Source organism: Synechocystis sp. FACHB-908 (assembly GCF_014698595.1).
Taxonomy (GTDB): Bacteria; Cyanobacteriota; Cyanobacteriia; order Cyanobacteriales; family Microcystaceae; genus Synechocystis.
Window position 1 is genome coordinate 41732 of sequence record NZ_JACJTH010000027.1, and the last position, 14505, is coordinate 56236.

The 14505-nt window shown below is 50.1% G+C and carries 13 protein-coding genes; 5 read left to right on the top strand and 8 right to left on the bottom strand.

The features are described 5' to 3' along the window. Window positions 1-172: 172 nt before the first annotated feature. The 3 genes from H6G46_RS09415 to H6G46_RS09425 all read right to left on the bottom strand — a co-directional run bounded on the left by H6G46_RS09415 (window position 173) and on the right by H6G46_RS09425 (window position 2594). Window positions 173-751, bottom strand: a complete 579-nt coding sequence (locus H6G46_RS09415) for a chemotaxis protein CheW (protein WP_020861981.1) — start codon at window positions 749-751, stop codon at window positions 173-175. 137 nt (window positions 752-888) lie between these two features. After that, window positions 889-1248, bottom strand: coding sequence for a response regulator (locus H6G46_RS09420; RefSeq protein ID WP_010874013.1), 360 nt, complete (start codon window positions 1246-1248; stop codon window positions 889-891). 137 nt (window positions 1249-1385) lie between these two features. Then, window positions 1386-2594: a response regulator gene (locus H6G46_RS09425; protein WP_010874014.1), complete on the bottom strand. Its 1209-nt coding sequence runs from the start codon at window positions 2592-2594 to the stop codon at window positions 1386-1388. A gap of 249 nt (window positions 2595-2843) precedes the next feature. Between H6G46_RS09425 and H6G46_RS09430 the strand changes: the two genes are divergently transcribed. The 3 genes from H6G46_RS09430 (at window position 2844) to gatC (ending at window position 5982) form a co-directional block, all read left to right on the top strand. Then, complete coding sequence (locus H6G46_RS09430; protein ID WP_010874015.1) at window positions 2844-4598, top strand: M61 family metallopeptidase; 1755 nt, start codon at window positions 2844-2846, stop codon at window positions 4596-4598. A 95-nt stretch (window positions 4599-4693) separates the two neighbouring features. After that, a complete protein-coding gene (locus H6G46_RS09435) occupies window positions 4694-5611 on the top strand; it encodes a branched-chain amino acid transaminase (RefSeq protein WP_010874016.1) in 918 nt (305 codons plus the stop codon). A 56-nt stretch (window positions 5612-5667) separates the two neighbouring features. Next, on the top strand, window positions 5668-5982 hold the full coding sequence (gatC, locus tag H6G46_RS09440) for an Asp-tRNA(Asn)/Glu-tRNA(Gln) amidotransferase subunit GatC (RefSeq protein WP_010874017.1): 315 nt from the start codon (window positions 5668-5670) through the stop codon (window positions 5980-5982). Window positions 5983-6039: 57 nt separating this feature from the next. On the opposite strand, the gene H6G46_RS09445 is transcribed toward gatC, so the two are convergent. Beyond that, the gene (locus H6G46_RS09445) at window positions 6040-7050 is read right to left on the bottom strand and encodes a sirohydrochlorin chelatase (protein ID WP_010874018.1); all 1011 of its coding nucleotides are present in this window, start codon (window positions 7048-7050) and stop codon (window positions 6040-6042) included. A gap of 233 nt (window positions 7051-7283) precedes the next feature. Beyond that, on the bottom strand, window positions 7284-8585 hold the full coding sequence (gene mgsA / locus H6G46_RS09450; RefSeq protein WP_010874019.1) for a methylglyoxal synthase: 1302 nt from the start codon (window positions 8583-8585) through the stop codon (window positions 7284-7286). Between the two features lie 71 nt (window positions 8586-8656). Here mgsA and H6G46_RS09455 point away from each other — a divergent pair, with 71 nt between their 5' ends. Continuing rightward, window positions 8657-9820 (top strand): pyridoxal phosphate-dependent aminotransferase, encoded by a 1164-nt coding sequence (locus H6G46_RS09455; protein ID WP_228670064.1) that lies wholly within the window; start codon window positions 8657-8659, stop codon window positions 9818-9820. A gap of 12 nt (window positions 9821-9832) precedes the next feature. Here H6G46_RS09455 and H6G46_RS09460 read toward each other — a convergent pair whose 3' ends face one another. The 3 genes from H6G46_RS09460 to H6G46_RS09470 form a co-directional block, all read right to left on the bottom strand. Then, window positions 9833-10609 carry a D-alanyl-D-alanine carboxypeptidase family protein gene (locus H6G46_RS09460; protein WP_010874021.1) on the bottom strand — a complete coding sequence of 259 codons (777 nt, stop codon included), beginning with the start codon at window positions 10607-10609 and terminating at the stop codon, window positions 9833-9835. Window positions 10610-10671: 62 nt separating this feature from the next. Further along, window positions 10672-12177 carry a carotenoid isomerase gene (crtH, locus tag H6G46_RS09465; RefSeq protein WP_010874022.1) on the bottom strand — a complete coding sequence of 502 codons (1506 nt, stop codon included), beginning with the start codon at window positions 12175-12177 and terminating at the stop codon, window positions 10672-10674. Window positions 12178-12337: 160 nt separating this feature from the next. Then, window positions 12338-13525 (bottom strand): LdpA C-terminal domain-containing domain, encoded by a 1188-nt coding sequence (locus H6G46_RS09470; RefSeq protein ID WP_010874023.1) that lies wholly within the window; start codon window positions 13523-13525, stop codon window positions 12338-12340. A 458-nt stretch (window positions 13526-13983) separates the two neighbouring features. Between H6G46_RS09470 and ebsA the strand changes: the two genes are divergently transcribed. Continuing rightward, a complete protein-coding gene (gene ebsA, locus H6G46_RS09475; protein ID WP_010874024.1) occupies window positions 13984-14382 on the top strand; it encodes a type IV pilus biogenesis protein EbsA in 399 nt (132 codons plus the stop codon). Window positions 14383-14505 lie beyond the last annotated feature (123 nt).

The following is a 14505-nucleotide window of genomic DNA, read 5'->3' on the forward strand; positions in this document are numbered from 1 at the left end:
CCTAAAGTCAAGGCGAGAAACACAAGCACTAAGAAGAAAACCGTAGTTGCTCCAGTCCTAGTTAGCTTGCCGATGGAGCGAGAATTCCAGTCAAAAGTGTAGAAAATTTAGCCAATAATTAGCAAACTGATAGGTTGATTAGTTTAATAAATTCAATAAAAATCAATAAAAGTTAACTGGAGGCAGCCCGGGGAGTAGTCATCAGACGACCCACAATAGCTTGGGCATCCAATACCACATACATTACCCCTGGAGGGCTGACCCAAAATCCCCGCACGTAGGGCGCAAGGTCTGAACCAATGCTGGCGGCAGGGGGAGATTGAATTTGATCCGTTTCACACCAGGTAATGTCCTTTACCTCTGTGACCACCAGTCCCAACATCTGGTTGCGTTGACCCGGCGATCGCCTTCGTTGGCTGGGATCAAGGTCGAAGGGGACGCCTCCATTTAAAATGATAACCCGATAGTTGGTACGGGAACCAGATTGGAGGTGCCAAGAGGTTAGCCCTAAAAAAGCGCCAAAATCAATCACCCAGAGCACGTCTCCCCGCCAATTATGAACCCCCATGGTCCAGGAAGGCATGTGGGGAATGGGGGTGATTTGTCCCAGGGGCACCGTCAGAATCTCCGTTAACTGAAACAGAGGCAAAATTAAGTTGGTGTCTGGTTCGAGGGTAAATTGCAAAAACTGCTGGCGGGGGACTTGGATATCACCCAGCATGGTATCAGAGGAAAAGGTGTTGGCTGGCAAAACAGTTGCTCCTAAAAACCGTCCCAGGGGGGACCGGAAAAATCAATCAGCTTTAGTAACAGCTAATTCGTCCATCGGCTCGGGCATTGGTTAGCCGGAAAAAATTAACCGGAAAGAAAGCATGGGGGATATAAAGTTCAGATAAATTGCTTGATTACCGTGTTGAACTCCTCTTGGTCAATGGGTTTAGTAATATAGGCGTCCGCCCCTTGGCGTTTGCCCCAAAATTTATCCATATCCGTGGCCTTAGTGGAACAGAGGATTATTGGAATACTTTTAGTCCGGTCTTTGTCTTTCAATTCTCGACAAATTTCAAAACCACTGCGCCCCGGCAGCACAATATCTAAGATAATTACGTCCGGCACTGCCTGGGAAAGTTTTTCCAGGGCTTCTTCTCCACTGATGGCGGTGGTGACGTTAATGCCTAGTTTCTGACAAAAATCACTGATAATTGAACGTTCTGTAGAGGAATCGTCAATAACAAGTGCGCTGCCCATAATGTTGCCTCAGTGCTTAATTAGTCGAAAAGTGAACGGTAAATAGTAAACAGTTATAGATCCTAAACCAAACCGCAAAAGTATTGGCCTGGAATCAAGGGAGACTCCACAATTTTCCGGGGCCTCCTTGGGTCAAGTTATTCCGCTGGCAGCGATGCCTGGTCATGGAGATGTTTTTTAATAGTCTGCAAAACCATGTCCGGGTTGACGGGCTTACTTAAAAAATCTGTGGAGCCGACCATTTTGGCCCGCACTCGGTCAACAATGCCATCATTGCCGGTGAGGATGACAATGGGAGTACTTTTGAAGATGGACAATTTACGCAATTGCCCACAAATTTCGTAGCCATTGGCGTTGGGCATGACCAAATCGAGGAAAATCAAATCCGGCTTCCGGGCCAGAAGAATGGCGATCGCCCGTAGGGGATCATTGATTCCTACAAACCGATAATTGGCTGTAGTAAGAATTTTTTCCATGGTTTGGCAGATCAAAGGACTGTCATCCACACAGGCGATCAGGGGACCACTGGGCACATCAGGCTGAGCCACCACGCCCCTCACTGGGGGCGCAATGGGCGGGGGCAAATCGGGAATTTTAATCAATTCCACCAACCCCAACTGTAGATAGGGCAACAAAGAAGTGGTCACACTCAGCACATCTCGCTTCATCCGCACCGACAAGTCCCGAAGGGACTGATTACCATCCAGCAACTGTTTGAGGGTTTGGTATACCTGGGGAGTGGTGCGTTGCTGTAACTGTTCCGCCTGACGAATGATAGGGGCCGCATTGGGGGAGCGGTCTGCAATCTTGGCCCCCTGCCATTTGCTCCATAACTGCTGGGATTCCGCAATCATCTGATCCGCGTCAATCAGCACCAGCCTAGTGGAAAGCAAATTATCCTGGCGTAGATCACAGGCCACTTCCATGGATTGGGTAATGTCAAACAGTACTTCCACCACCGTGGCCCGAATCAGCCGAGCGGCCTGCTCCCTGGTAACTTTCTGCTGAGCTACCCAGTGGCAGAGCAGTTGATATTCCCAGCAAATTTGTAAATCTTGGGGATCAATGCTGGCCAAATCGGTTTGCACCGAGGCCAGGTTGGCGGCAATGGGGGGCAGATAGGAAGCAATTTGTCGGCGCCAACGGCGGACGGAGTGAATCCCCCCGGTGGCATACATGATCCGACCCATGTAGAGATAAAAAGACCATTTCTCCCCCGTTGCACTGGAGAGGATTAGTTGGCCGCTAAAACGGGGTTGCTTCAGTCCATCAAAGAAACTGGCCTGCCTGGAGGCAGTAAATTCCTGAATTGGAACTGAGTGGGAGGAGGGGGTGGGAGCTGTCATTTAATCAAAGGAAGAGGCAGGTCAACAGCAGGAGGGGGGCATATCTATAGCTTGCCCTGAAAGGGGTATGGGTCGCCAAAGTACGCAAGAAAACTTCATCGACCTCACCGAGGGGACTTTGGCAAAAGCTTTTGTATTAACCATTATCGCACAAGATTAAATAGGATTACCAGGATTGATCCCTGCCATCAACGGTGTAAATGCGGTACAAAAAGGAGACAGTTACTAAGGCAAACTTCTCCAGCCACCATGCTCCCTACTCTCCCCCATCTGCACTACCAAGTGGCGATGCCAACGCCCCAGACCCACTACTTCACCGTGGATTTGCATATTCAAGGCTTCACTGCTTCTGTACTAGAACTGAAATTTCCCGTCTGGACACCAGGGTCCTATCTGGTAAGGGAATATGAGCGCCATTTGCAGGACTTCCAAGCTCAAGGTCTCAGCAACGGCGAATATTTAGAGCACCAAAAGTTGGGTAAGGCCCATTGGGCCATTGCCTGTGGAGAGGAAGAAAATATTGCCATTTCCTATCGCATTTATGCCGATGAACTAACCGTAAGAACCAATCATTTGGATTATAGTCATGGTTTCTTCACCGGGGCAGCATTGTTTTTCTACTTGCCAGGACATACCCACAGGCCTCTAGCCTTGACCGTTGTTCCTCCCGAACCGGCTTGGGCGATCGCCACGGCCCTGCCCTGTAAGGCAACGGATTCAACTACGGGAGCCAAAACTTTCTATGCCCAGGACTTTGACACGTTGGTAGATAGCCCGGTGGAAGTGGGGATTCATCGGGATTACGCCTTTGAAACCCAGGGTAAGGAGCACCACTTTGTGGTTTGGGGTGAAAGTAATTTGAATGGGGAACAGTTAGTTAGAGATACGGAAAAAATCATCGCCGTTGAAGCAGGACTATTTGGGAATTTACCCTACGACCATTACTGGTTCATTCTCCACACTTCTAACCAGGGCTATGGCGGCTTAGAGCATAAAGATTCCTGTGTGCTGAACTATGACCGCTTTGGCTTTCGAGATCCGGAAAAATACCAACGGTTTTTGCAACTGGTGGCCCACGAATTTTTCCATCTTTGGAATATTAAGCGTATTCGTCCCATCGCTTTGGAGAAATTTGACTACGACCAGGAAAATTACACCCCTTCCCTCTGGTTTTCCGAAGGCACCACCAGTTACTATGACCTGCTCATTCCCCTCAGGGCAGAAATTTACGATCGCCAGACCTATTTAAAAAATTTGGGCAAGGAGATTACCCGTTACCTAAAGACCCTAGGGCGCTTGGTGCAACCTTTGGCGGAATCTAGTTTTGACGCTTGGATCAAACTCTATCGTCGGGATGCCAACAGTGATAATAGCCAAATGTCCTATTACCTCAAGGGGGAATTGGTAACATTAATGCTGGATTTACTGATTCGGGAACGACACCAAAACCAGCGTTCCTTTGATGATGTTTTGCGAGCAATGTGGCAAGAATTTGGGCGGGAAGAAATTGGTTTTACCCCGGAACAATTGCAGGCAGTAATTTCCAGGGTGGCGGACACGGACTTAACTGAATTTTTCCATACCTATCTCCACACCACGGCGGAACTTCCCCTCAATGATTATTTGCAACCCTTTGGCTTGGTTATTAAGCCCATGCAGGAAGATTTAACTCCCTATTTGGGCATTAAGGTTAAATCCGAGGCCGGCCAGGAAAAAATTACCTTTGTGGCGGCCCATTCCCCCGCCGCCATGGCTGGCATTAGCCCCCAGGACTTGTTACTGGCCATCAATGGTGTACGGGTTGGGGCCGAACAGCTTTCCCTGCGGCTGAAAGACTACCAAGCCAATGATATGATTCAGTTAACGGTGTTTCATCAGGATCTTTTGCGAACGGTGGATGTGGTGTTGGCATCTCCCCAAGCAAACCGTTATGAAGTGGTGCCCATAGCCGACCCCTCGGACAGCCAACTTCAAAATCTGGCGGGCTGGCTAGGTGAATCCTAATGCCCTGGAAAACACGGGTAGCACACTATTCCCCTTTGGATGACCGGGGTTAAGTCCAGGGAGTAGGGAGTACAAGTCTTTTTTTTGATTTTCTGATGCACAAGTTTTTGCCGATCGCCTACTTTGAAGATAAGTTTGTCCCGTTTGAGGATGCCAAAATTTCCGTTGCTACCCATGCCCTCCACTATGGGACGGCGGCCTTTGGGGGTTTGCGGGGTATTCCCGACCCGGAAGATCCGGGCACCATTCTACTATTCCGTCTGGACCGCCATGGCGATCGCCTGAGTAAGAGTGCCAAGTTTTTGCACTACGACATCAGTGCAGAAAAAATCAAGGAAGTTATTGTTGATTTTGTTAAGAAAAATCAGCCCGATAAATCCTTTTACATCCGTCCATTGGTGTACAGTTCCGGTTTGGGCATTGCCCCCCGTTTGCACAATCTGGAGAAGGATTTCCTGGTTTATGGCTTGGAAATGGGGGATTACCTCGCCGCCGACGGAGTTAGCTGCCGTATCAGTTCCTGGTATCGCCAAGAAGACCGGAGTTTTCCCCTAAGGGGCAAAATCAGCGCCGCCTACATTACCTCTGCTTTGGCTAAAACGGAAGCGGTGGAATCGGGCTTTGATGAGGCTATTTTGATGAATTCCCAAGGTAAGGTCTGTGAAGCCACCGGCATGAATGTTTTCATGGTACGGAATGGGCAAATTGTTACCCCCGGCAATGAGCAGGACATCCTCGAAGGGATTACTAGGGATAGTATTCTCACCATTGCAGCGGATTTGGGCATTCCCACCTGCCAACGCCCCATCGATAAATCGGAATTGATGATTGCCGACGAGGTATTTTTGAGTGGTACTGCGGCCAAAATCACCCCGGTTAAAAGGATTGAGAACTTTACCCTGGGCGGCGATCGCCCGATTACAGAAAAGTTACGCTCCGTGTTGACAGCGGTGACGGAAAACCGGGAACCCAAATATCAAGATTGGGTATTTAAAATTCCTTTGAATGGCTAATTTTTCCTGGCAAGATTAGCGCCTTTAAACTGAACTTAAAGAATTAGAGTTAACCCATGTTGGATCAAAGCCAAGTTCAAAAAATTGCCCACCTGGCCCGTTTGGAAATTACCCCGGAGGAAGAAAGTCAATTTGCTTCCCAGTTGAGCAGCATTTTGGACTACTTTGACCAATTGAACGAACTGCCCACCGAAGGAGTGGAACCCACCACCAGGGCGATCGAGTTGAGCAACATTGTCCGGGGCGATCGCCAAATCAGTTGGGACGGAGACAATGCGGCCACCACCCGCCAAGCTCTGCTAGATAACGCCCCGGAACCGGAGGGAGACTTTTTTCGAGTCCCCCGTATTATGGGCGGTGACGAAGCTTAATTTAGTCTAGTCACCAGGTGGAGATTAACTTTTTTTCCCGTTGGTTGATCAACTTGTCTAGGGAGCCTGCCAAATTTTTTCGTGGTAGGCCGTGGGCTCGATGTAAGTATCGACCCATTCCCCGTGACTGTGGCCGTGGTCGTGACCATGATGGTGATGTCCGTGGCCGTGATCATGACCATGGCCCTGATTTTTAAAAGCGAGGCGAAACTTACAGGCCTCACAATTCATCGCCACCTGTCCCAATTGGGTTTCAATTTCCCGTTCCCGCACCAACGCCAATAACTCCGGTTGAATGCCCATTTCCGACAGGGATTGAATTTCAATCTCGGGAAAAGTGGCCCGTTGCTCCTCAGTGATGGTGAAAATTTTCTTCACCAAGGCACCCATAAACAAAAAGTAGGGCAAAACAATAATCCGCTTGGGTTGATATAACCTCGCCCGACGGAACCCTTCTTCTAAGCGGGGATGGCTAATGCCAATGAAACAGGTTTCTACAGTTTGGTAGCCACTGCCTTCCCAGAGCATGCGGGCCATTTTATACACATCACCGTTGGCATCGGGATCACTGGAACCCCGACCCACAAACAACAGCACCGTATCTTGGCGGTCAATGCCCTGGGGATTGGCTTCGGGACTATCCAATTGATTCAACCGTGCTTTCCACAAATCAAGAATGGCTGGGGTAATGCCAAAATGACGACCGTAGAAAAAATTGATCTGGGGATGGGCTTGGCGACTGCGGTCTAACTCATTGGTGACATCGAATTTGTTATGGCGGGCCGCAAAGAGCAAAATGGGCAGAGCGGAAATTTCCTCAAAGCCCTGGTCTACACATTGCTGCACCCCGGCCTGGATATTGGGTTCCGTCAACTCCAAAAAACAGGGGATCACCGGGCGGGAATGGTCTAATGCTTGGTACTGGGCCACAAAATCTAAAAATGTTTGGCGACCGTCTTCGTCCCTAGTGCCATGGCCAATCATCAGTAGGGGTCTGTGATAGGGAAGGGGGGGAAGCTCAAGTTCAGGAAAAAGGGAAACAGGGGCGGGCACACTGGTTAAGGTCATTAGAATGATGGACTGATAAATAACAAAAAAATCGAGCTAGGCCCACTGAATCCAAGGCAGTTCAGGGGATTGCTGGAGAAGGACCACAACGGATAACATCCAGACCTAGACTAGACCGCCGACATAGAAATTGCGGTAAGTTGATTGGGCGGATTTGACCCCAGCCATGGCTCATTATGCCAGGGTTGCTTGGTACTGGACTATGCCCAGGGAGAGCATCAGCACCGCTAAGCTCAACTGTTTTCCACTGGAGCAAAGATGTTTAAGCTTTTGGGCAGGCATTTAACCTCCACTGGAGTAGTACCAATGATTTCACCGTCAACGACAATTTTTTGCGGGGGACTGGTGGTCACTTTAATGCTTTCTCCATAGAGATGCAGCACGTTTTCATTATCGCTGGGATTTTTCGACAGGGCAGAAGTGAACAGGTTAGTTACTACCTGCAGACCCTGTAATGCCGTTTGACTACTGGCCACGGTGATGTCGAGCAACCCATCGGTGAAGGATACCTGCCCTGCTCCCTGGGCAAACACAGAAGTGGGAGGGGCCGCATTGGCGATCGTAATGGCGCTAGCTTCCATGGTGGTGGTTTCTGAGTCAATTTCGATGTGGGCTTCAAACAACTCCTGTTCCCTGGCCTGTTGAATGCCAGCAAAAATGTAGGCCATCACCCCCAGATTATTTTTCAGTTCCCGGTCTGCTTTTTCCACCATTTCCGCCTCAAAGCCGACCCCGGCCAACAGGAGCATGGGAATGTCGTTACACAGGGCCGTATCCACCACTTTGGTGATGCCCCGGTTGATGGTTTGGCAGGCTCCAGGGATTTGGGTGGGAATGCCCAGGGCAACGGAAAAAGCATTGGCGGTACCCCGGGGGATAATGCCCAAGGGAATGCCGGTGTTGACGAGGGCCGCCGCTACGCCGGATACGGTGCCATCACCGCCGGAGGCAATGATAAAGCTATCTCCTTCCCCGTCCGATTGTTCGTTGGCCTGCTTGATTCGCTTAACAATTTCCTTGGCTTGGTCGGTGACGTTGACTTCGGCACTGGTGAAAGTAATTTTGAGATTAATTTCCGACTGTAAATGCTCTTTGATTAAATCTAGCTCCCGCTCCACATTGCCCTGGCCTGCCACGGGATTAAAAATTAGATGGCCAGTTTTAGTTTTACCCAATAGTTTAATCACTGCTTTGGCGGTGGCTAAATTAATAGCTAGGGGAACGTTGTACACTTCACAAAGCCTTAACAGGGTCCGGATGTCCGGCTCGTGGGGTTGAGCATAGAGAGGGTCAATCAAAAAAATGACGGCAGCAATGGTCCCATCGATGATTTGGGTGGCAATTTGGGTGTCCCCCCCCAGGGGGCCAGAAAAAACAGTATCCACGGCCAAGCCGGTTTTGTTCCTCACTAATTCCCCTGTTTGACCGGTGGCGATGAGGTCATAGCGAGAGAAAAGGGATTTATGCTGTTGGACAAAATTAACCAGAGCGTCTTTTTTGTTGTCGTGGGCGATAAGGGCTATATGGGCAGCCATGGTGTTTCCAGATGGTGGAGTGGAGAGTTGAAGCGTTACCTTAAATTCACAGGTTCAGATTCACAATGGTAATGGAAACAGCCTTTAGCCGTATGGATTTGGTTCAGTCTCCGGTTATTCCCGTGGTTGGACAGTGGATTGTCGATTCCCCCGGTACGATTTCCCTGGGCCAAGGGGTGGCTTTTTATCCTCCCCCTAACGAGGTGGCCGTGGCGGTGCGGGAAAGTCTGGAGCAAACTCCTCTGCATCAGTATCAGCCAGTGGCGGGCATACCAAGCCTAATTTCTGCTTTAACGGAAAAGTTGCGACGGGATAACGATATTAACCTGTCTTCCGACCAAGCTGTGGTAGTAACGGCTGGGGCCAATATGGGTTTTTTAAATGCAGTGCTAGCCATTACGGAGGTGGGAGATGAAATCATTCTCAATACGCCGTACTACTTCAACCATGAAATGGCGGTCAGAATTGCGGGGTGTCAGCCGGTGTTGGTGCCCACTGATGATCAATATCAACTCCAACTGGACCTCATTGCCCAGGCGATCGCCCCCCGGACTAGGGCGGTGGTGACCATTTCGCCTAATAATCCCACCGGGGCCATTTATCCAGAGGCAGATTTGCGGGCGGTGAACCAACTGTGCCAGGAGCGGGGTATCTACCACATCCACGACGAGGCCTACGATTATTTTGCCTACGACCAGACTCCGATTTTCTCCCCTGAGGCCATGGGGGATAGTGGAGGCCATACCATTTCCCTCTACAGCTTTTCGAAGGCCTATGGCATGGCCGGTTGGCGGGTCGGCTATATGGTCATTCCCCTGGAACTATTGCTAGCGGTCAAAAAAATTCAGGATACCAATCTGATCTGCCCGGTGGTGGTTTCCCAATATGCCGCCCTTGCTTGCTTACGGGTGGGCAAGAATTATTCAGCCCAATTTTTACCGGAGATGGCTGCCTGTCGCCAGCAACTATTAGAAACCCTAGGTCAATTGTCTGACTATTGTCGTTTAGTGGTGCCCCAGGGGGCTTTTTACTGTTTGCTGGAAGTTAATAGCCCCTTGACGGATTTAGAGCTAGTGAAAAGGTTAATTGATGAATTTAAGGTGGCGGTGCTACCAGGTTCCACCTTTGGCGTGGATTCGGGTTGCTATCTCCGTATTGCCTATGGTGCTCTGCGGCAGGCCACGGCTAGCGTTGCCATTGCCAGACTGGAGCAGGGTCTAAAAAGTATCTGTTGATTTAGTTCAGGTTTAAGGATTATTCTCGTTTTTTTGCGGTAAGTTTCTTGCTTTGTAGAACAGTTCTAAACTTTGGCGATCGCCGACGTAACGCCAATGCCAGGGTTCGTAGGCAATGCCCTGGGGATTATCCGGGGGAAAAGACAATTCAAAACTGTATTTGGCCGCATTATTTTGGAGCCAATTAAAGGCTTTCGTTTGGGCAAAACTTGCACTTAAATGAGTAGCCTGGGCACTGCCATCGCCAATATCCACCGCATAGCCGGTGTGATGTTCGCTGTAACCGGGGGGGGCACTGACTTCGGCCCGCTGTCGAGCCTCTTGATTGCGCTGTTGTTTGATGTCAAAAAAAAGTTGTTCCTGCTCGGTCACAGTGCGAAAGGCGGAAATGGGGACAAGGGAAATGCCCTGGGCCTTGGCATCCCGTTGCATAAGCAAAAATTGGTCAGCGGCGGCCTGGCGTAACTTTAAACGGCCGTCGGGGGTAATATTTTTCAACTCCCCCAGGGGAGCCTCTTCATAGGGCAAGTGCCCCAACAGGTTATCAATGGGGGTTGCCGTGGGGGTGGGACTTGGTTCTGTCACCACTTCCGGTGCGGGCTCGGGCCTGGGCCACAGGGCCAACAACGTCAATAAAGCCAGAATAATTATCCCCAAGCCGGCCGCGATTAATTTCAGCGGTATGGGGGACAAGGGTTGGGACTGGGGCGACCCCGCTGGATTGTCCCGAATTACTTCCGGGATGTCATCCTGGTTGACGTTAAAGGAAGATTTTGGTTTTTTACCCATGCAGTTGGCGATCGTTGCAGCTCATTGCTTGGCCCCATTGTGCCAGAGAATGTTGGCGGTCATCACCGTACCCCCAAATCTACCGCTAGGCGATGGGCACAGGCAAAACCAGAAAAAGCGACGGCGTTCAAACCCTGGCCTGGAAAAGTACTATCGCCAACGCAATATAGGCCCGGTATGGCGGTGCGGTTGAAAGGCATGGGCAGTAAACCCGGTAAGCGACGGCGGGGGATGGGGCCATAGGTGCCATTTTGTCGCCCTAAAAAGCGGCGGTGACTACGGGGGGTGCCGATTTCCATATAATCCAGTGCCCGATCAAGTCCGGGAAAAATGGCTTCCAGGCGGTCGATTAATTTACCAGAATCGGCTTCTTTTTTGGCTTCGTATTCCTGGGGGGAAAGATTTTGCCAGGATTCGAGCCAACTGGGGGTGAAGGTGTGGATGATGTGGTAACCGTCGGGAGCCAAGCTGGGGTCGAGGAGGGTGGGAATGGAGACAAAAATGGTGCCCTGTTCCTTTTCTAAATCATCCCAGTCCTCCAGCAAAATGTGGTGACATTCTGTTCCTTCTGGTAATAGATCCGCTTCTACCCCCAGATGCAAGCTGAGGAAACTGGGGGACTGTTGATAATTTCTGCGCCACCGTTTTTCCTTCCCAGGTAGGGGCTGATCTCCCGTTAACGCCCCGAAGGTATCCCAGCGGGTAGCATTGGAGACGATGCGCCGGCCATAAATTTTTTCACCGTTGGCCAGTTCCACCCCGATCGCCTGGTTATTTTCCTGAATAATTTTGGTTACCCTGGCTCCGTAACGAATTTTGCCACCGAATTTTTCTAGCCCAGCTACTAGACTTTCGGCAATTTGTCCCACGCCCCCCTTGGGATAGTTAATGCCCCCGTAATGGCGATCGGAAAAGACCATGCCGGCATTGATCATGGGGGTTAAGTCCGCCGGCACTACGGACCAGCAATAGCATTCCATATCGATAAATTTCAGTAAATCCGGGTCTTGGATATGGCGGCGGGCAATGTCCCCCACATTTTGGGGTAAATATTTCACTAAACCCAGACATGCCCCCGGATGCTGAAAAAATACCCGCATCAGGTAACGGGGTTCCTCCAGGGAGAGCAATTCCATGGTGTTGAGGCAGTTAAATACTTGCCAACATTCATCATAGAAGCGGCGGATACCCTGGGCTTCCTGAGGAAATTTGGCGATTAACTCCTGTAAAAAAGCTTCGTACTCCCGATGAACTTTGGGGTCTAGCCCCCCCGGCAAATGGTAATGAATTTGCACTGGGTCGGGGAGAGTTTCCAATGCCTGTCCCACAGCGGCTAAGGCCCTGGTTAATAAGTTAGTAGTACCCCGATCGCCGAAACCAAAAATCATTGAGGCCCCCACATCAAAGCGATAACCTTCCCGCTCAAAATAACCAGCACTGCCGCCGGGGATGAGGTAACGCTCTAGTACCAATACTTTCAAACCCTTGGATACCAACTGGGTGGCGGTGACCAATCCCCCAATGCCGGAGCCGATTACTATTGCGTCGTAGGAAGGGGAAACAGTCATGGTTTCTTGGTCTGGTTAGGGCAAAAAGTTAACAACGGACACGGAGCAATCCAACTAATCAGTTTAAGGTTTTGCCGCCAAAAAAACAGGGAGCACTCGATCGCCGAGCCACCCCCTACTGAATCCTTGAGAAGAGAACACTGTGAAATCACTATACAGATTACTGCAAATTATTGTCAATATTGTTGGAGACATTCTCCGAAAATGTCCGACGTTCCTTCCAGGGTTGCACCAAAGACTGGGCCAAGGCGATCGCCTGCTGGAGTAAATCGGGATAATCTTCCAAATGGAGTGGGGCAAGGGGATTCTGCTGTCTAGCTTCTGCCGCCTGCAACACCGGGGCAATGAGGGTGCGAGCGCAACTGCCAAAAGCAACGCCATTAACCATTCGTTTTGATTGGTGAACAGAAAAGTCTTGGGAGCTTAACTTGGTGATAGTGTGGCAATTGGTGCCCCCGGCCAACTGCACAAACCCCGATAGGGAAGATTGCAGCACCTGATCAGCGTAGTGGAGACAAAGATGGGTAGTACCCCGGCCAATGTCCCCACTCATGGGCCTGCCATCGGTTTGCCAAATTGTCGGCATTGCTAATGGCCCCAGCCAGCCAGAGATGGTTTGCAGATACTCCACCGCCTCGGCATGGTAGGGGCAACTAATGGCGATCGCCTGGAGTTGAGTCAATACCGGAGCCAGACTACGCCAGAGTTGCTGAAACCGTTCTTCATGTCCCACCTGGGTATGGATTTCCAGGGCAGCGATTTGTCCCAACTCCAACCAAGGGACCAGACTAGTCACCGTTGCTTGATGAGAATAAGTAGTAATAATTCCCTGGGGACAGATGGGTAAACAGCGGCCACAACCGTAACATTTTTCCGCCCACACTCCTGTGGGGACAACTTCATCAGCATCACTGGTGATCGCCCAAGCTGGACAAACCTGAGCACAGGGTCGGGGACAATCCGGAGGACACTTTTGGGGATCAAACTGGGCTTTGCGAAAATGGGGATCTTCCCCATCATTGAGGCTCACCATCAACCAAGGGGGTTGGATCGAATAGTCAAATGTTTCAACTTCATAGTGAGAGGAATTGGCTAAAGATAAAGCAACTTTGATGCCTTCCTGGGCCACCCGCACCACCGCCGGATCCGCTGCCAAGTCAATACAGTCTACCCCTGCCAACGTGTAGACCAAGACTAAATTTCGAATGGCAGTTAAATCCTGATAGCTAGCTCCACAAATTAATTTCACCCAGCGTCCCCGCTCCAGGGATTGCCTGGGGCCATGGTATTGGTGGCCAGGGAAATTGTCTGTTTTCCCGGAGATAAGTGAAATTTCGCTACTTGTCACAGAACCAAAGCACTCCCCGACACGTCAACAATGCCCAGAGCAATTCACGGAAAGGTTTAGGGTAAACTATATCCTACAACCAAGTTCGAGAACCTTCTGCTGTCGGGCGGATAGTGGAAGCAAAAACAAAATGCCTGTGGATTCGGTCTGACTTAGGGTTAACCCATCAGGAGTCTAAACCCAGTTAAGAGGAGTAGAGACAGGAATCTCCGTCCCTGCCGATTGGCTTGGAGGGGGAGCGTCCACAGTCCCAGGGGCGGCACAAACAGTCTTCTTGTTCCGACATTGGGTAAAGTTGCTTGCGGGAAATTTTTTCCACGCCTCAAACTTGAGTGAGTCTAATTTGATTTGGCCATTGCTGTAACAACCGGAACCGCCCTAGGAAACTGGGTTATGCCACGGTTTTTCCATGGGAGCACAGAGAAGTCCACCCTGTCCTTAGTTTTGCCATTTTGCCCATGTCTAGCACTGCCATTAGCCAGCTCCAGCCCGCCGATAAAAGGGAGGTAATCGTTTACCAACCTTACTACCCGGATAAAAATAAACAAAAGTTGTTGCCGTTGGCCCTTGCTCTTTACCAATTGGGGCAAGTGGAAGGGGCCCGGCGCATTGAGGGGGGGGAAAATCTTTCCTTTGTGGCCACTTGGTTTGTGTCCCGTTTACCCTCGGAACTGACTCGCTGCCGGATGCAATTCGATGGGCAGGCGGATTTGAGTTATGAAATGACTGTGCTCAATTCAGAGTTTATGGACTATTTGATTGATCTAATTGCGGGATACGAGGAGAGTAAGAATATTGACTTTCCGCAAAATTTTTACCGTAAGCTTTTGCGGTTAGACGATGTTTCTACCCTTTAGCTCGTCCCAGAGTGCCTATCATTAATCAGAGGAAACTGAGCTTTGGTCATGCAGGGGTATCTATCAAGCCAGTTTTTCACCAATGCCGTCGCTAAATTAATCAAAATAGCCCAGCAGTCAAAT

Coding starts and splice junctions, on each gene's coding strand:
- H6G46_RS09420 (WP_010874013.1), bottom strand. CDS start 1,248: ATGGGCAGCGCACTTGTTATTGACGATTCCTCTACAGAACGTTCAATT.
- H6G46_RS09425 (WP_010874014.1), bottom strand. CDS start 2,594: ATGACAGCTCCCACCCCCTCCTCCCACTCAGTTCCAATTCAGGAATTT.
- H6G46_RS09430 (WP_010874015.1), top strand. CDS start 2,844: ATGCTCCCTACTCTCCCCCATCTGCACTACCAAGTGGCGATGCCAACG.
- H6G46_RS09435 (WP_010874016.1), top strand. CDS start 4,694: ATGCACAAGTTTTTGCCGATCGCCTACTTTGAAGATAAGTTTGTCCCG.
- gatC (WP_010874017.1), top strand. CDS start 5,668: ATGTTGGATCAAAGCCAAGTTCAAAAAATTGCCCACCTGGCCCGTTTG.
- H6G46_RS09445 (WP_010874018.1), bottom strand. CDS start 7,050: ATGACCTTAACCAGTGTGCCCGCCCCTGTTTCCCTTTTTCCTGAACTT.
- mgsA (WP_010874019.1), bottom strand. CDS start 8,585: ATGGCTGCCCATATAGCCCTTATCGCCCACGACAACAAAAAAGACGCT.
- H6G46_RS09455 (WP_228670064.1), top strand. CDS start 8,657: ATGGAAACAGCCTTTAGCCGTATGGATTTGGTTCAGTCTCCGGTTATT.
- H6G46_RS09460 (WP_010874021.1), bottom strand. CDS start 10,609: ATGGGTAAAAAACCAAAATCTTCCTTTAACGTCAACCAGGATGACATC.
- crtH (WP_010874022.1), bottom strand. CDS start 12,177: ATGACTGTTTCCCCTTCCTACGACGCAATAGTAATCGGCTCCGGCATT.
- ebsA (WP_010874024.1), top strand. CDS start 13,984: ATGTCTAGCACTGCCATTAGCCAGCTCCAGCCCGCCGATAAAAGGGAG.